This window comes from Janthinobacterium sp. NKUCC06_STL (assembly GCF_019345455.1).
Classification (GTDB): domain Bacteria; phylum Pseudomonadota; class Gammaproteobacteria; order Burkholderiales; family Burkholderiaceae_D; genus Janthinobacterium; species Janthinobacterium rivuli.
The window spans coordinates 136,292-151,195 of record NZ_JAHKQY010000008.1 but is presented as its reverse complement, the minus strand read 5'-3'; the positions used below and the strand labels follow the sequence as shown (position 1 = coordinate 151,195).

Genomic DNA, 14,904 nt, shown 5'->3' with positions numbered 1-14,904 from the left:
CCATACACAGGACACACATGAAAACCAAAGCAGCGATTGCATGGAAGGCGGGCGCGCCTTTGACGATCGAAGAAGTCGACCTGGCCGGCCCGCGCGAGGGCGAAGTACTGGTCGAAATCAAGGCCACCGGCATTTGCCATACCGATTACTACACCCTGTCGGGCGCCGATCCGGAAGGGATCTTCCCATCGATCCTCGGCCATGAAGGGGCCGGCATCGTCGTCGACGTGGGGCCGGGCGTGAAAAGCCTGAAAAAGGATGATCACGTCATCCCCCTGTACACGCCGGAATGCCGCCAGTGCAAATTCTGCCTGTCGCAAAAAACCAACTTGTGCCAGTCGATCCGCTCGACCCAGGGCCGCGGCCTGATGCCGGACGCGACCTCGCGTTTCTCCATCGACGGTAAACCCATCTTCCACTACATGGGCACCTCGACTTTCTCGAACTACATCGTCGTGCCGGAAATTGCCCTGGCCAAGATCCGCGAAGACGCGCCCTTCGACAAGGTTTGCTACATCGGCTGTGGCGTCACCACCGGCGTGGGCGCCGTGCTGTTTACGGCCAAGGTCGAGGCGGGCGCCAATGTGGTTGTGTTCGGCCTGGGCGGCATCGGCTTGAACGTGATCCAGGCGGCCAAGATGGTCGGCGCGGACAAGATTATCGGCGTCGACATCAACCCGGCGCGCCAGGAAATCGCGCGCAAGTTCGGCATGACGCATTTCGTCAACGCCAACGAGGTGGAAAACGTGGTCGACACCATTGTGCAGCTGACGGACGGCGGCGCCGACTATTCGTTTGAATGCATCGGCAACACCACCACCATGCGCCAGTCGCTCGAGTGCTGCCACAAGGGCTGGGGCCAGTCCATCATCATCGGCGTGGCGGCGGCCGGCCAGGAAATTTCCACCCGTCCATTCCAGCTGGTGACGGGGCGCGTGTGGAAAGGTTCCGCTTTCGGCGGCGCGCGCGGCCGCACGGACGTGCCGAAGATCGTCGACTGGTATATGGAAGGCAAGCTCAATATCGACGATTTGATCACGCACCGTTTGAAGCTCGACGATATCAACCAGGGTTTCGACCTGATGAAGAGCGGTGAGTCGATCCGTTCCGTTGTGTTGTATTAATATAAATACGCCGTACCACGGCGTTTTGCGGAGGCTGCGGCCTCCGTTTTTTTGCCCCGCGTTCCATCCATCGTCCATGTTTGCCATCCAGGCAGGTCTTTTTGCAGCCTGTCGCATCGCGCTGGAGCCGTGCTCCACCCGCCGCTAAAGTCAATGCTCCACTACTTTTGCGACGAGGCAGCCATGTCCACTTCCCACCGTTTGATCCTCAGCCTGGCCGGTATCCTGCTTGGCGGCAGCGCGCTGGCCGTGCAGCCGCCGCAGCCTCCCACGCCACCGGCCCCGCCAGCCGCACCCAGCGTGCAGGTCAGCCGTTCGATCGACAAGGGCGAAAGCTATGCGCTGGTCGATGGCGCCACGGATAGCGAGGGTGTCATCGTCGTCGACAGCGATATTCACTCGCAGCAGGTGGAAAAGCTCAAGCGCTCGATCAAGGGGCCATTCCTGTGGTTCCGCGACCAGGGCCAGGCCTATGTGCTGCAGGACGCGGCCTTGCTGGGCAAGGTGCGCACGGCATGGCAGCCCTCGAGACAGCTCGGCAAGGAGATGAGCGCGCTCGGCGATCAAATGGGTGCGCATGGCAAGGCCATGGGCGAAATGGGCCGCAAGATGGGTGCCCGCAGCCTGGAAAAAGGCAGCGCACGCGAGTCGGAGCAGTTGCGTGTGCTGGGCCGCCAGCAGCAGGAACTGGGCCGCAAGCTTGGCGACGCCTCGCGCCGCCAGGCGCTGGCAACGAGCGACACGGCGCGCCGCGCGGCCGAGCGCGACGTGGAGCGCCTGCAGCAGCAGATGGAAGATGCACAGGAAGAGATGGAAGAGATCAACGACCGCATCGCCGACGTGCACGAGCGCGAGGCCGAGAAAGTGGAGCAGATGTCGCGCCAGATGGAGCAACGCAGCAAGCCGATGGAAGCGCTGGGCAAGCAAATGGGCGACCTGGGCCGCCAGCAGGAAAAAGTCGTCAAGATCGCCGACAAGACCACGCGCCAGGTGATCGCCCAGGCGCTCAGCGAAGGCAAGGCAAAGCTGGTGCGCTGAGTGCTGTGCCGAATCAGCGGGCCAGTGGATTGCGCATCAGGCAGCGCAGCGCCGGATCGTGCCCGTCCTGCGCTTCTCGCGCCAGCTTGAGCGCATGCCCAGCGCCCAGCGCCACGGCCTCGATTTCGCTGAAGCCATGGCGCGCATAGTAGGGCGCGTTCCATGGCAGGTGGCGATATGTGCTCAGTGTCAGGCAGGCGCAGCCCAGCGCCCGGGCATGGGCCGCCGCCGCGTCGAGCAGGCGCGCGCCCAGTCCCTGCCGTTGCTGCGCCAGTGCAACGGACAATTCCACGATGAACAACTGGCCGTCGAGCGGCTGGGAGGCCAGGAAACCCGCTGGCGCATCCTGCCCATCGGCGGCCACCCACACGCCGCCATCCTGCTGCAGCGCCTGCAAGGTCTCCAGTGGCAAGGGTTCACCATGCGCCAGCCAGGCCAGTTCGGGGCCGGCCTGGGCAAACAGGATTGCGGCGCTGCGTTCGACCTGGGCCAGCAACGGCAGGTCGGCGCGGGTGGCCGCGCGGATGGTGTTGCTCATGGCGTGTTCCAGGTGGCGGCCACGGCGCGGTATTGCGCCGGCAACCGCTCCCTGGCGTCGTCCTCGCTGGCATACACGTCATCCTGCACGGTTTCCCACTGCGCGTCGCAGCTGAAACGGTAGACTTGCGCTTCGTCCCCGTAGCGGCACACGGCCAGGCCGTGGATGGCGGTGGGGGCGGCGCCATCTTCACTGGCGACATGGCCGAAGGGCAGGTCGGACCAGGCCCAGGCCAGTACGCGGGCGTCGTCGAGGTGGGTGGGTGGTGTCATGGGATACAGGCCGCTGTGTCGGGATGGCGATTGTAGCGCGCGTGGGTAAAATGCCGCGACCGCTGGACAAATGCACAGTATTTTTAGCCATGCCGGTATAATCACGGGATGCAAAATCTTCTTCACAACCTCAATCCCGAACAATTGGCTGCCGTCACCTTGCCGGCGCAGCATGCGCTGATCCTGGCTGGCGCCGGTTCTGGCAAGACCCGCGTGCTGACCACCCGCATCGCGTGGCTGATCCAGACCCAGCAGGTATCGCCGCCCGGCATCCTGGCCGTGACGTTTACCAATAAAGCCGCCAAGGAAATGCTCACGCGCCTGTCGGCCATGCTGCCGATCAATACGCGCGGCATGTGGATCGGCACCTTCCACGGCCTGTGCAACCGCTTGCTGCGCACGCATTACCGCGACGCGGCCTTGCCGCAAACGTTCCAGATTCTCGACTCGCAGGATCAATTGTCGGTGATCAAGCGCTTGTTGAAGGCAAACAACATCGATGATGAAAAATTCCCGCCGAAGACGGTGATGTATTTCATCAACAACGCCAAGGACCAGGGCTTGCGCGCCACGGACGTGGAAGCCTACGACGCGCACGAGCGCAAGATGGTCGAGCTGTACCAGTTGTACGACGACCAGTGCCAGCGCGAAGGCGTCGTCGATTTTGCTGAATTGCTGCTGCGCACGTATGAATTACTGAGCCGCAACCAGCCGCTGCGCGAACACTACCAGGCGCGTTTCCGCCACATCCTCGTGGACGAGTTCCAGGATACGAACAACCTGCAATACAACTGGCTCAAATTGCTGGCTGGCCACGGCAGCCGCGATGGCGGCGCCCTGTTTGCCGTCGGCGACGATGACCAGAGCATCTACGCCTTCCGTGGCGCCAACGTGGGCAATATGAGCGCCTTCGAGCACGAGTTCCAGGTCAAGAACTTGATCAAGCTCGAGCAGAACTACCGCTCGCACGGCCACATCCTCGACAGTGCCAACGTGCTGATCGCGAACAACAGCAAGCGCCTGGGCAAGAATCTGCGCACGGACGCGGGCCATGGCGAGCAGGTGCGCGTGTATGAAGCCAGTTCCGACCTGCAGGAAGCGCAGTGGATCATCGAAGAGGCGAAAAGCCTGATCGCCGATGGCGCTTCGCGCAGCGAAATTGCGATTCTGTACCGTTCGAATGCGCAGTCGCGCGTGATCGAGCATGCGCTGTTTTCGGCCGCGATTCCATATCACGTGTATGGCGGCCAGCGCTACTTCCAGCGCGCCGAGGTCAAGCACGCGATTGCCTATTTGCAGTTGATGGACAATCCGCACAACGATTCGGCCTTCTTGCGCGTGGTGAACTTCCCCACGCGCGGCATCGGCATGCGCTCGATCGAGCAATTGCAGGCCGCGTCGGAACAGTACGGCATTTCGCTGTACGCCTCCGTGCCGTATGTGGCGGGCAAGGCGGGCAGCGTGCTGGCCGGCTTCGTGAAATTGATCGAAGGCGTGCGCTTTGAAACGCAGCAATTGTCTCTGCCGGAAATGGTCAGAGTGGTGCTGGAAGCGAGTACCTTGCTGCAGCATTACCAGAACGAAAAGGAAGGCGCCGACCGCATCGAAAATCTGGAGCAGATGGTCAGCGCGGCCAGCCAGTTCATTTCCGAGGAAGGTTTTGGTCAGGGCGCACCGGCGCACCTGGGGCCAGCGGCCCAGGCGCAGTCGGGCGCGCCCGTCGTGAATCAGGATGGCATTGAAATCCTGGACGCGGACGCACCGCTGCCGGCCGTGATGTCGCCGCTCTCCGCGTTTTTATCGCATGCGTCGCTGGAAGCGGGTGACAACCAGGCGCAGGCGGGTCAGGATGCGCTGCAGATGATGACGGTGCACTCGGCCAAGGGCCTGGAATTCGACAACGTGTTCATCACGGGCCTGGAAGAGGGCCTGTTCCCGCACGAAAGCAGTTCGAAGGAAGACAACGGCGTGGAAGAAGAACGCCGGCTGATGTACGTGGCGATCACGCGCGCGCGCAAGCGGCTGTACATGAGCTTTTCGCAGACGCGCATGCTGCACGGCCAGACGCGCTACAACATGAAGTCGCGTTTCTTTGATGAATTGCCGGAAGAATCGCTGAAATGGCTGTCGCCGAAGGTGCAGGCGAACTGGTTCGGCAACCGCAAGTCGGCTTGGGACGAGGCACCGCGTGTGGCCAGCCTGGGGTCGGACAATGCGATTGCGCAAAAAATCGCGCAAAAAGCCACGGGCGGCGGCTGGCGCATCGGTGAATCCGTGGCGCACGCCAAGTTCGGCGAAGGCGTGATCGTCAACATCGAAGGCGGCGGCGGCAATGCGCGCGCGCAGATCAATTTCGGACAGCACGGCATGAAGGTGCTGGACCTGGGGATTGCGAAGCTGGAACGGCTGTGAAGGTAACCCGATACCACTGCGGGCGCTAACAATGTTGTCGGATTACGCGTGGCCTTCGGCCCCGCTAATCTGACCTACTGGAAGAAACATTGCCGGTCGCGTAGGTCGGATTAGCGGCGGAACGCCGCGTAATCCGACGCTGCGAGGCCAACAATGGTGTCGGATTACGCCTTCGGCTAATCCGACCTACGTGTGGCATTGCAAGGCATTCGGAAAATAAAAAAGGGGCAGCCTGCGCAGGCTGCCCCTTTTTACATCTGGCCGACGATCATTCGCCGGTCTTGTCCAGCGACACCGTCTTGCTCTCATCGACGGGGAGGCCGAAGATCTGGCGGTAGGCGGCGTAGAACGAGCAATGCATGATGATGGTCAAGATCATCGACAGCGGCATCATCAGTTGCATCATCAGCTGCGTGCGGCCAAAGATGATGGCCAGCAACTGGCTGGTGACGATGCTGATGGCGAACCAGGTGGCGGCGAAGACGATGAAGGCCGACAGCGAGCGCCAGACGGCGAAAAAGCTGAAGAACAGGGCCTTGCCCAGGCTGACTTGTTTCCAGTAGATCAGCGGCGCGGCAAAGCAGAAGGCCATGGCGGCCGGCACGTACAGCACGATGGCCAGCAGGATGCCCAGGCCCAGGCGCGATTCGGGGATGGCGGCGCGTGCCGCTTCTTCCGTCAGTTGCCCGGTGACCAGTTTCCACAGCAAGCCATCATCGACCAGGGTCGAGGCGCCGATGGCGACGATGGCCATCAGGATATACAGCACGCCCAGGCCGAACAGGGAAGGAAAAGCCGGCTTGCGGAAGCCCGAGATCAAGAGGCTGGGCAGGACGCGCTTGCCCTGGTCGATATTCAGGCAGCCTTGCACGAAGGCGACGGAAAAGACGGGGACGAGGATGACGGGCAGCAATTGGCCGAGCACGGGCACGATACTGACGGCCAGCATGCAGAACATATAGCCGAGAAACAGCATCGACATGCCGCCAGGTTGCTTGCGAAACAGGGCGAAGCCTTGTTTTACCCATTGCCAACCTGTACTTGCAGGTAATTTTTCCATGTTTAAAACAGTTCCGGAGCAGGTGTGGCGATACGTTCGCGCAGAATGCGTTCGAAATGCGCCGGATCGTGCGGGGTCAGCATTTCCGCTTCGCGCGGCTGGTAATAATCGTACAGGCGCGACAGCCAGAAGCGCAGCGCGGCGGCGCGCAGCATCGGTTGCCATGCCGTTTGTTCTTCCTGCGTAAACGGGCGCACGGCCTGGTAGGCGTCGAGCAGGGCGCGCACTCTTGCCGTGTCGAGCACGCCCGTGGCCAGATCCACGCACCAGTCGTTGACGGTGACGGCCACGTCGAACAGCCACGTGTCGCAGCCGGCAAAGTAAAAGTCGAAAAAGCCCGTCAGTTGCTCGCCGTCAAACATAACGTTGTTGCGGAACAAGTCGGCATGCACGGGACCGCGCGGGATGGCTTTATACGTATCGCAGGCAGCAAAGGCGTCCTGGAAATGGATTTCCGCGCGCAGCAGATGCGCCTTGGCATCGTCGAGGTGGTGCAAGACCAGCGGCGTGGTGGTGTTCCACCAGTCCAGGCCACGCAGATTCGGCTGTTGCAGGGGGAAGCCCTGCGCCGCCAGGTGCATCTTCGCCAGCATGGCGCCGACAGCCGCGCAATGCACGGCTTGCGGCGCCATCTGCGAGCTGCCGTCGAGTTTGCTGACGATGGCGGCCGGCTTGCCTTGCAGGGCCGTCACCAGTTCGCCATCGGCATTGGCGATCGGCGCCGGTACCAGCACGCCCCGGTCCGCCAAATGGCGCATCAGTTGCAGATAGAACGGCAATTGCTCGAAGCTGAGGTTTTCAAAGATCGTCAGCACATACTCGCCGCGCTCCGTGCTCAGGAAGAAATTGCTGTTTTCGATGCCGGACGCGATGCCCTTGAGCGCCAGAGGTTTGCCGAGTGGAAATTGCGTGATCCACTGGCCGATATCGTCCAGGTGTAGCGCGGTAAAAACTGCCATGGGAAAGAGGGGAATGGTCTAAAAGGTCAAAAAAAGCCGGCTGCCCCGCAGATGGCCGGGGCAGGGCAGAAGAGAGTGGCTGCTTACTTCGCTGGTGCGGGCGGCGCTGGCGCGTCCGCTGCCTCTTCGTCGCGTTGTTTCTGTTTCTTCTTGCCCAGGTCAAACTCCAGCACTTTCCATTGCGGGCCGCGCAGGGCGCCGCCGTGCGCCTGGTCGGCGCCAGCGGCCGGCTTCATGTAATACGTGCTGCCGCCGCTCGTCACTTTCACTTCGGACGTCACGCCCGCTTCGCGTTTTTCGGTGATCTGCTGCTTGGCCGCCGCTGGCGCCACGGTGATCGGTGCTTCGCCCATTTCCTCGATACGTTCGAGCTGGGGTGGCGCGTCGCTCGGTTTGGCCGGCGTCTGGGCGCTGGCAAGGGCCGAACATGCCAGCAGGGGCAGGGCGAGGAATGTCCAGAGTGTCGATGTACGCATCATGATGGGTTCGCTTCCATGTGTGGGACTGCAGCGCGTGCAGTGGTGTAATGCCGTCAATTTATCTATAAGGCATTGTAACAAACTGGTAGGCAATGCTGTTTAAATGAGGCGAAATGGCCCGCAGTGGCCGCCCGCGCGCCCGCACGGGGCCGCCAGGGTGGCAAAAACACCAGGAACGGCACGCGTGGCGGCCGGTGGCGTGGCCCTAAACTCTGCGATAATTGTGCGATATTCCGCCCGTCCGCCGCTGTGTCTTCCCGGCTGGCGCGGCTCACCTTATTTTATTGGCATTATGCAAAACACCCTGCTGTTAGTCGACGGTTCCAGTTACCTTTATCGTGCCTTCCATGCGCTGCCCGACCTGCGCAGCCCGGATGGCTATCCCACGGGCGCCATGCACGGCATGGTCAACATGCTGCGCCGCCTGCGCGCCGATTTCCCGGCCGCTTACATCGCCTGCGTGTTCGATGCCAAAGGTAAAACTTTCCGCGACGACATGTATCCCGAATACAAGGCCACGCGCGCCTCGATGCCGGACGACCTGCGATTGCAGATCGAACCGATCCACGAAGCCGTGCGCGCCATGGGCTGGCCAATTTTGATGGTCGACGGCGTGGAAGCGGACGACGTGATTGGGACTTTGGCCGTGCAGGCGGCGGCCGCCGGCATGAACGTGGTGGTGTCGACTGGCGACAAGGATCTGGCGCAGCTGGTCAACAGCCAGGTCACCCTGATCAATACCATGAGCAATGAAAAGCTCGACGAAGCGGCCGTGCTGGTCAAATTCGGCGTGCCGCCGAACCGCATCATCGATTACCTGTCGCTGATCGGCGATACGGTCGACAACGTGCCGGGCGTGTCGAAATGCGGCCCGAAGACGGCCGTCAAATGGCTGACCTTGTACGACAGTCTGGAAGGCGTGATGGAAAACGCGGCCAGTGTGGGCGGCGCCGTCGGGGAAAACCTGCGCACGGCCCTGCCATGGCTGCCGCAGGCGCGTGCCTTGATCACCGTCAAGACCGATTGCGATTTGTCCGGGCACATGACGACCATCGCCGATTCGCTGGTGGCGAAACACGAAGACAAGGAAGCGCTGCTGGCCTTCTTCAACCGCTACGGCTTCAAGGCCCTGCTGCGCGAACTGGGCGCCACGCCGCCGCCGATGTCGCCAGTCGGTGCACCTGTTGCCGGCGGCGCTGCTGCCAACACGACGGGCGACATGTTTGCCGATGCCGCGCCAGCAGTCGAGGCCGTGTATGAAACCGTGCTGACGGATGAGCAGCTGGACAAATGGATCGCCCTGATCGATGCGGCTGCCCTGACGGCTGTCGACACGGAAACCACCTCGCTGGAACCGATGACGGCGCAAATGGTCGGCATTTCCCTCTCGGTGGCAGAGCACGCCGCCTGCTACATTCCGCTGGCCCACGATTACGCGGGCGCGCCGGAACAATTGACGCGCGAACACGTGCTGGCGAAACTGCGCCCGTGGCTGGAAGATGCAAACAAGCCCAAGCTGGGCCAGAACCTCAAGTATGACAGCCACATCTTCGCCAACCATGGCGTGACCCTGCGCGGCATCGCCCACGATACCTTGCTTGAATCGTATGTGTTCGAGTCGCACAAGAAGCACGACATGGACAGTCTGGCGCTGCGCCACCTGAACTACACGACGATTCCGTTCGAGGATGTGTGCGGCAAGGGCGCCAAGCAGATCACCTTCAACCAGGTGGAAGTGGAGCAGGCGGCGAAATACGCTGCCGAGGATGCGGACGTCACCTTGCGCCTGCACAATGCCATGTGGGGCAATGTGGCGAACGATGAAAAACTGACCTTCATCTATGAAAAGATCGAGATGCCGACGGCCGTGGTCTTGCAAAAGATCGAGCGCAACGGTGTGCTGATCGATGATGAATTGCTCAACATCCAGTCGGCCGAGCTGGCCGTGAAAATTCTCGAGCTGGAAAAGAAGGCGTATGAGCTGGCCGAGCAGCCGTTCAACCTCGGTTCGCCCAAGCAGATCGGCGAAATCTTCTTTGAAAAGCTGAAACTGCCGGTGGTCAAGAAAACCCCGACGGGTGCGCCATCGACGGATGAAGAAGTGCTGCAAAAGCTGGCCGAGGATTATCCATTGCCCAAAGTGCTGCTCGAATACCGCGGCATGGCCAAGCTGAAGTCGACCTATACGGATAAATTGCCGAAGATGATCAATGTCACGACGGGCAGGGTGCATACGAACTATGCGCAAGCCGTGGCCGTGACGGGGCGATTGGCGTCGAACGACCCGAACTTGCAGAATATTCCCATCCGCAGCGCGGAAGGCCGCCGCATCCGTGAAGCGTTTATTGCGCCGCCCGGCAGCCACATCGTTTCGGCCGACTATTCGCAGATCGAATTGCGCATCATGGCGCATATCTCGGGCGATGAAGCCATGCTGCGCGCGTTTGCCGACGGCATCGACATTCACCGTGCCACGGCCGCCGAGATCTTTGGCGTGCAAGCCGCGGAAGTGCAGAGCGAACAGCGCCGCTACGCCAAGGTCATCAATTTCGGCTTGATCTACGGCATGAGCGCATTCGGTCTGGCGGGCAACCTGGGCGTGGACCGCACGGCCGCGCAAAGCTATATCGACCGCTACTTCGCCCGTTTTTCCGGCGTGAAACAGTACATGGAAGACACGCGCCAGCAAGCGAAGGCGCGCGGCTACGTGGAAACCGTGTTCGGCCGCCGTTTGTGGCTGCCGGAAATCAATTCGCCAAACGGCCCGCGCCGCCAGGGCGCCGAACGGGCGGCGATCAACGCCCCGATGCAGGGCACGGCCGCCGACCTGATCAAGCTGGCCATGATCGCCGTGCAAGGCTGGCTGGAAACGGACAACTTGCAAACAAAAATGATCATGCAGGTGCACGATGAACTGGTGCTGGAAGTGCCGGACGCGGAACTGGAACTGGTCAAGCGCAGGTTGCCGGAACTGATGGCCGGCGTGGCCGAATTGAAGGTGCCATTGACGGCCGAGGTAGGCCTAGGACGCAATTGGGACGAAGCGCATTGATTAATTGAGCAATGACCGTAGGTCGGCTTAGCGCGCAGCGCGTAAGCCGACATTTTTTGTGAACACACCCTTCAGGAGAAACGCATGAGCGACATGATCACCGATTGTGAAAGTTTGCTGGGCCAGAGCAGCTTGTCCGGGCCGGATGGCCGGCGTGGTTTCCTGAAGGTGGCGCTGGGTACGGGTTTTGCCGTGGCCGTGCTGCCCGTGGCGGCGCAAAACGTCATCAAGACGGATTCCGCCGGGCTCGTTACTGGCAGCATGTCGGTGATGGTCGATGGCCAGGCCGTGCCCGTGTACGCGGCGCAGCCGGAAGGCAAGACGGGTTTGCCCGTGGTACTGGTCATTTCGGAAATCTTTGGCGTGCATGAACATATCGCCGACATGGCGCGCCGTTTCGCCAAGCAGGGCTACCTGGCGCTGGCGCCCGATCTGTTCGTGCGCCAGGGCGATCCCACCAAGGTGGGCAGCATCCCGGAGTTGATGAAAGGCATCATCGCAAAGACGCCGGACGCGCAGGTGATGACGGACCTCGATGCGGTGGTGGCGTGGGCGAAACAGAATGGCGGCGACACGAGCCGCCTGGGCATCACGGGTTTCTGCTGGGGCGGGCGCATCACGTGGCTGTACGCGGCGCACAATCCGGCCGTCAAGGCGGGCGTGGCTTGGTATGGCCGCCTCGTGGGCGAGCCCAATCCATTGCAGCCAAGCAACCCCATCGATATTGCCGCGAGCTTGAAGGTCCCCGTGCTGGGCTTGTACGGCGGCAAGGATACGGGCATCAGCCAGGAATCGATCGCGAAGATGAAGGAGGCGCTGGCCAAGGGCGGCAACCCATCCGAGTTTGTCGTCTATCCCGATGCGGGCCACGCCTTCAATGCCGATTACCGCCCCAGCTATGTGGCGGCCGATGCGAAAGACGGCTATGCGCGCTGCCTGGCCTGGTTCAAGCGCCACGGCGTGGCGTGATCCGCAACAAAAAAACACCACATTTCCCAGAAGTTGGCGCGAAAGGCGCACCGGGCTGTAAAATGCCCGCTGCGCGCCAATGCAGTACAATTGCATCTTCATCGCGCGACGCTGCCGCCAAACGCGCGAAAAATTAAACAATAGATAACAACGCATTCATCAGGCCAGACGCCAGCATCGCGGGCGCCAGTGACCCGGCGCCATTTTGAGGTAAGAAAATCATCGATCCCGTCCTTATATCCATTTTGCTCGCGACCACGATCGCGGGCGTGTTGAGCATTACCGCGGCGGCGATCTTTTCGTTTGCATTTCTGTCCAAAGTGGTCGAGCGCATGGTCAGCTTGTCCGTCGGCATCATGTTGTCGACGTCCTTGCTGCATGCCTTGCCCGAAGCGTTTGAATCGCAGGCGGACCCGCGCAGCCTGTTCGCCACCCTGCTGGCGGGCTTGCTGGCCTTCTTCATGCTGGAAAAATTCGCCATCCTACGCCATTCGCACCACCACGAAGGCGATGGCCACCATCATGCGCACGGCCACGACAAGCACGAAGCGGGCAAGGCCGGCTGGATGATTTTGGTCGGCGACGGCATGCACAACTTTACGGACGGCATCCTGATCGCGGCCGCCTTCCTGGCCGACCCGAAGCTGGGCCTGGTGACGGGCCTGGCCATTATCGCGCATGAAATCCCGCAGGAAATCGGCGACTTCATCGTGCTGCTCAACGCTGGCTTCTCGCGCCTGCGCGCCTACATCTTCAACCTGCTGTGCAGCCTGATGGCGGTGGCGGGCGGCCTGCTCGGCTATTTCACCCTGGACCGCGCCAGCAATCTGATTCCGTACGTGCTCGTGTTTGCCTCATCCGGCTTCATCTATATTGCCTTGAGCGACCTGATGCCGCAGATGCAGCGCCGCGCCACCTTGCGCGAAACCATCCCGCAAGTGCTCTTGATCGGGCTGGGAGTGTGCATCGTGCTGTTCCTGACGCATAAGCGCCATGGCGGTTGATGTACTGACTGTGTCGGTGTAGTATTGCCTTTCTGACTAACTTGCACAGAAAGGAGGAAAATATGGAAATTTTTATGCTCGCCCTATGGGATGCGCGTTCTTTAAGCACATTTGCCAGCTCTTGCCCACGTTCTATCGCGCTGCGATAACCTGGCCAGAGCAAAGTTACCCTCCTCCACGAGTCCTTTCCTGGTACTCCGTTGTCGTTAGCGCTCCTGTTAACGCGGATGCTTGCATCCCGAACAAAGACAAGAGCCATGACTACCCTTATCTCGACACAAGCTTTACAACTGGATACCCACGACGGTTTTCTGTTCAATGAACTCGCCTTTACCTTGCGCCAGGGCGACCGCATCGGCCTGATCGGTCACAATGGCTGCGGCAAATCCACCTTGCTGGGTCTGCTCAGCGGCACGCGGGAAGCCTCGTCCGGTTCCATTCATTACGCCCGTGCCTGCCGCTTGCAGCACGTGGAGCAGCATTTGCCAGCCGAACTTGCGAGCCTGAGCCTGTACGACGCCTTGCTGGCGCCCGTGCTGGAGCAGCCGGAACTGCATTGGCGGGTCGACAGCCTGCTGGCTGAACTGGGTTTCGACCAAGAAACGGCGCAAGTGCCCGTGCACTCGCTGTCCGGTGGCCAGCACACGCGGCTGCTGCTGGGGCGTGCCCTGCTGCAGGAACCGAACGTGCTGCTGCTCGATGAGCCGAGCAATCACCTGGACTTGCCGTCGCTGCTGTGGCTGGAGCAATTCCTGCTGGCCTGGCGCGGCGCCTTCATCCTCGTCTCGCACGACCAGCGCTTGCTCGACAATGTGGCCACGCGCAGCTGGATCTTGCGCGATAGCCGCCTGTACGACTTCGACTTGCCGTGCGGCCCCGCGCTGTCGGCGCTGGCCGAAGCCGATCTTGCCGCCGCCGCCCGCCATGCGGCCGAACAGAAGGAAATCGACCGCCTGTCGGCCAGCAGCGCCCGCCTGGCCCTGTGGGGACGCACCTATGACAATGAAGACCTGGCGCGCAAGGCCAAGACCATGCAGCGGCGCATCGATAAATTGAAGGATGAACAGTCCTTCGTCAGCGATGGCGCGCCGTGGTGCTTGAGCCTGCGCGGCAAGGCGCTGGCGGCCGACCAGCTGCTGGCGCTGGACGAACTCGATGTGCGCGCCGTGCCGACCTCTCCCGTGCTGTTCCAGGTCGGCCAGCTGTGGCTGAAACCGGGCGACCGCATCGCCTTGCTGGGCGCCAACGGCAGCGGCAAGTCGTCCTTGCTGCGCCTGTGCTGGCAAGCGATCCAGGCGCAGGACGAGCGGCCTGACTTGCGTTACCACAAGGCGGCCAACATCGGTTACTACGACCAGTCGCTCAAGCAACTGGCCGACGATGCGGATTTGTCCGACGCCCTGTACCCGTTTGCCGTGCAAAACGAGGCTGCGCGCAGCCAGGTGGCGCGTAGGCAGGCGTTGATTGCGGCAGGCTTTCCGTATGCGCGCCATGGCCAGACGGTAGCGACCCTGAGCGGCGGTGAGCGGGCGCGGCTGCTGTTCCTGGGGCTGTCGCTGGCCAGCTATCACTTGCTGCTGTTGGATGAGCCCAGCAACCATCTGGACATGCAGGGCAAGGCGGAACTGGGGCAAGCGCTGCTCAGCTTTGGCGGCGGCTGTTTATTGGTATCGCACGACCGCGACCTGATCGAGACGGCGTGCAACCGTTTTTGGGTGGTGGCCAATGGCGGGCTGGAAGAGTGGCCGGATGCGACCAGCGCGTATGCACGGTTGAGCGCGGAAGATGGGCAAGCGCTGACGCCCACGCCGCGCGTGGAGCATGCATCTGCGGTATTGACGGACGTCGACGTGCAGCTGGAGCGTTTGTGCGAACTGGAGCAATTGCTGGCCGAGGACCTGGCCCGCAAGCCGCGCCACCAGAAACCGGCCAGCCAGCAGGCGTGGCTGGCGGAACGGGAACGCTTGAATCAATCGCTGGGGATAACGTCGTAGTTA

The 14,904-nt window shown here is 61.7% G+C and carries 13 protein-coding genes; 7 read left to right on the top strand and 6 right to left on the bottom strand.

From position 1 onward, the window contains the following. Nucleotides 1–17: 17 nt before the first annotated feature. Entirely contained in the window at nucleotides 18–1,124 is a 1,107-nt protein-coding gene (locus KO539_RS22515; protein WP_152284325.1) for an S-(hydroxymethyl)glutathione dehydrogenase/class III alcohol dehydrogenase, read from the top strand. Nucleotides 1,125–1,307: 183 nt separating this feature from the next. Beyond that, entirely contained in the window at nucleotides 1,308–2,162 is an 855-nt protein-coding gene (locus KO539_RS22510) for a hypothetical protein (RefSeq protein ID WP_219311851.1), read from the top strand. 13 nt (nucleotides 2,163–2,175) lie between these two features. Here the strand turns inward: KO539_RS22510 and KO539_RS22505 are convergent, their stop codons facing one another. Together KO539_RS22505 and KO539_RS22500 are read right to left on the bottom strand one after the other, a co-directional pair. Beyond that, the gene (locus KO539_RS22505) at nucleotides 2,176–2,700 is read right to left on the bottom strand and encodes a GNAT family N-acetyltransferase (RefSeq protein WP_219311849.1); all 525 of its coding nucleotides are present in this window, start codon (nucleotides 2,698–2,700) and stop codon (nucleotides 2,176–2,178) included. Beyond that, nucleotides 2,697–2,972 (bottom strand): hypothetical protein, encoded by a 276-nt coding sequence (locus KO539_RS22500; RefSeq protein ID WP_219311847.1) that lies wholly within the window; start codon nucleotides 2,970–2,972, stop codon nucleotides 2,697–2,699. The genes KO539_RS22505 and KO539_RS22500 overlap by 4 nt, the downstream gene beginning before the upstream one ends. 108 nt (nucleotides 2,973–3,080) lie before the next feature. On the opposite strand from KO539_RS22500, the gene KO539_RS22495 reads away from it, so the two are divergent. After that, entirely contained in the window at nucleotides 3,081–5,384 is a 2,304-nt protein-coding gene (locus tag KO539_RS22495) for a UvrD-helicase domain-containing protein (protein WP_034749150.1), read from the top strand. A gap of 268 nt (nucleotides 5,385–5,652) precedes the next feature. Here KO539_RS22495 and KO539_RS22490 read toward each other — a convergent pair whose 3' ends face one another. From KO539_RS22490 to KO539_RS22480, 3 genes are all read right to left on the bottom strand, one after another. Beyond that, nucleotides 5,653–6,444 (bottom strand): BPSS1780 family membrane protein, encoded by a 792-nt coding sequence (locus KO539_RS22490; RefSeq protein WP_219311845.1) that lies wholly within the window; start codon nucleotides 6,442–6,444, stop codon nucleotides 5,653–5,655. A gap of 2 nt (nucleotides 6,445–6,446) precedes the next feature. Continuing rightward, nucleotides 6,447–7,403 (bottom strand): homoserine kinase, encoded by a 957-nt coding sequence (locus KO539_RS22485; RefSeq protein ID WP_219311843.1) that lies wholly within the window; start codon nucleotides 7,401–7,403, stop codon nucleotides 6,447–6,449. 83 nt (nucleotides 7,404–7,486) lie between these two features. Next, the gene (locus KO539_RS22480; RefSeq protein WP_035824640.1) at nucleotides 7,487–7,882 is read right to left on the bottom strand and encodes a hypothetical protein; all 396 of its coding nucleotides are present in this window, start codon (nucleotides 7,880–7,882) and stop codon (nucleotides 7,487–7,489) included. Between the two features lie 292 nt (nucleotides 7,883–8,174). On the opposite strand from KO539_RS22480, the gene polA reads away from it, so the two are divergent. Then, nucleotides 8,175–10,934, top strand: coding sequence for a DNA polymerase I (gene polA, locus KO539_RS22475; protein WP_219311841.1), 2,760 nt, complete (start codon nucleotides 8,175–8,177; stop codon nucleotides 10,932–10,934). A gap of 84 nt (nucleotides 10,935–11,018) precedes the next feature. Beyond that, the gene (locus KO539_RS22470; RefSeq protein WP_219311839.1) at nucleotides 11,019–11,903 is read left to right on the top strand and encodes a dienelactone hydrolase family protein; all 885 of its coding nucleotides are present in this window, start codon (nucleotides 11,019–11,021) and stop codon (nucleotides 11,901–11,903) included. 133 nt (nucleotides 11,904–12,036) lie between these two features. On the opposite strand, the gene KO539_RS30310 is transcribed toward KO539_RS22470, so the two are convergent. Further along, on the bottom strand, nucleotides 12,037–12,261 hold the full coding sequence (locus KO539_RS30310) for a hypothetical protein (protein ID WP_257626412.1): 225 nt from the start codon (nucleotides 12,259–12,261) through the stop codon (nucleotides 12,037–12,039). Between KO539_RS30310 and KO539_RS22465 the strand changes: the two genes are divergently transcribed. Next, nucleotides 12,173–12,907, top strand: a complete 735-nt coding sequence (locus KO539_RS22465) for a ZIP family metal transporter (protein ID WP_374106475.1) — start codon at nucleotides 12,173–12,175, stop codon at nucleotides 12,905–12,907. The genes KO539_RS30310 and KO539_RS22465 overlap by 89 nt on opposite strands. 257 nt (nucleotides 12,908–13,164) lie before the next feature. After that, nucleotides 13,165–14,901 (top strand): ABC-F family ATP-binding cassette domain-containing protein, encoded by a 1,737-nt coding sequence (locus KO539_RS22460; RefSeq protein ID WP_219311835.1) that lies wholly within the window; start codon nucleotides 13,165–13,167, stop codon nucleotides 14,899–14,901. The last annotated feature ends 3 nt before the right edge of the window (nucleotides 14,902–14,904 follow it).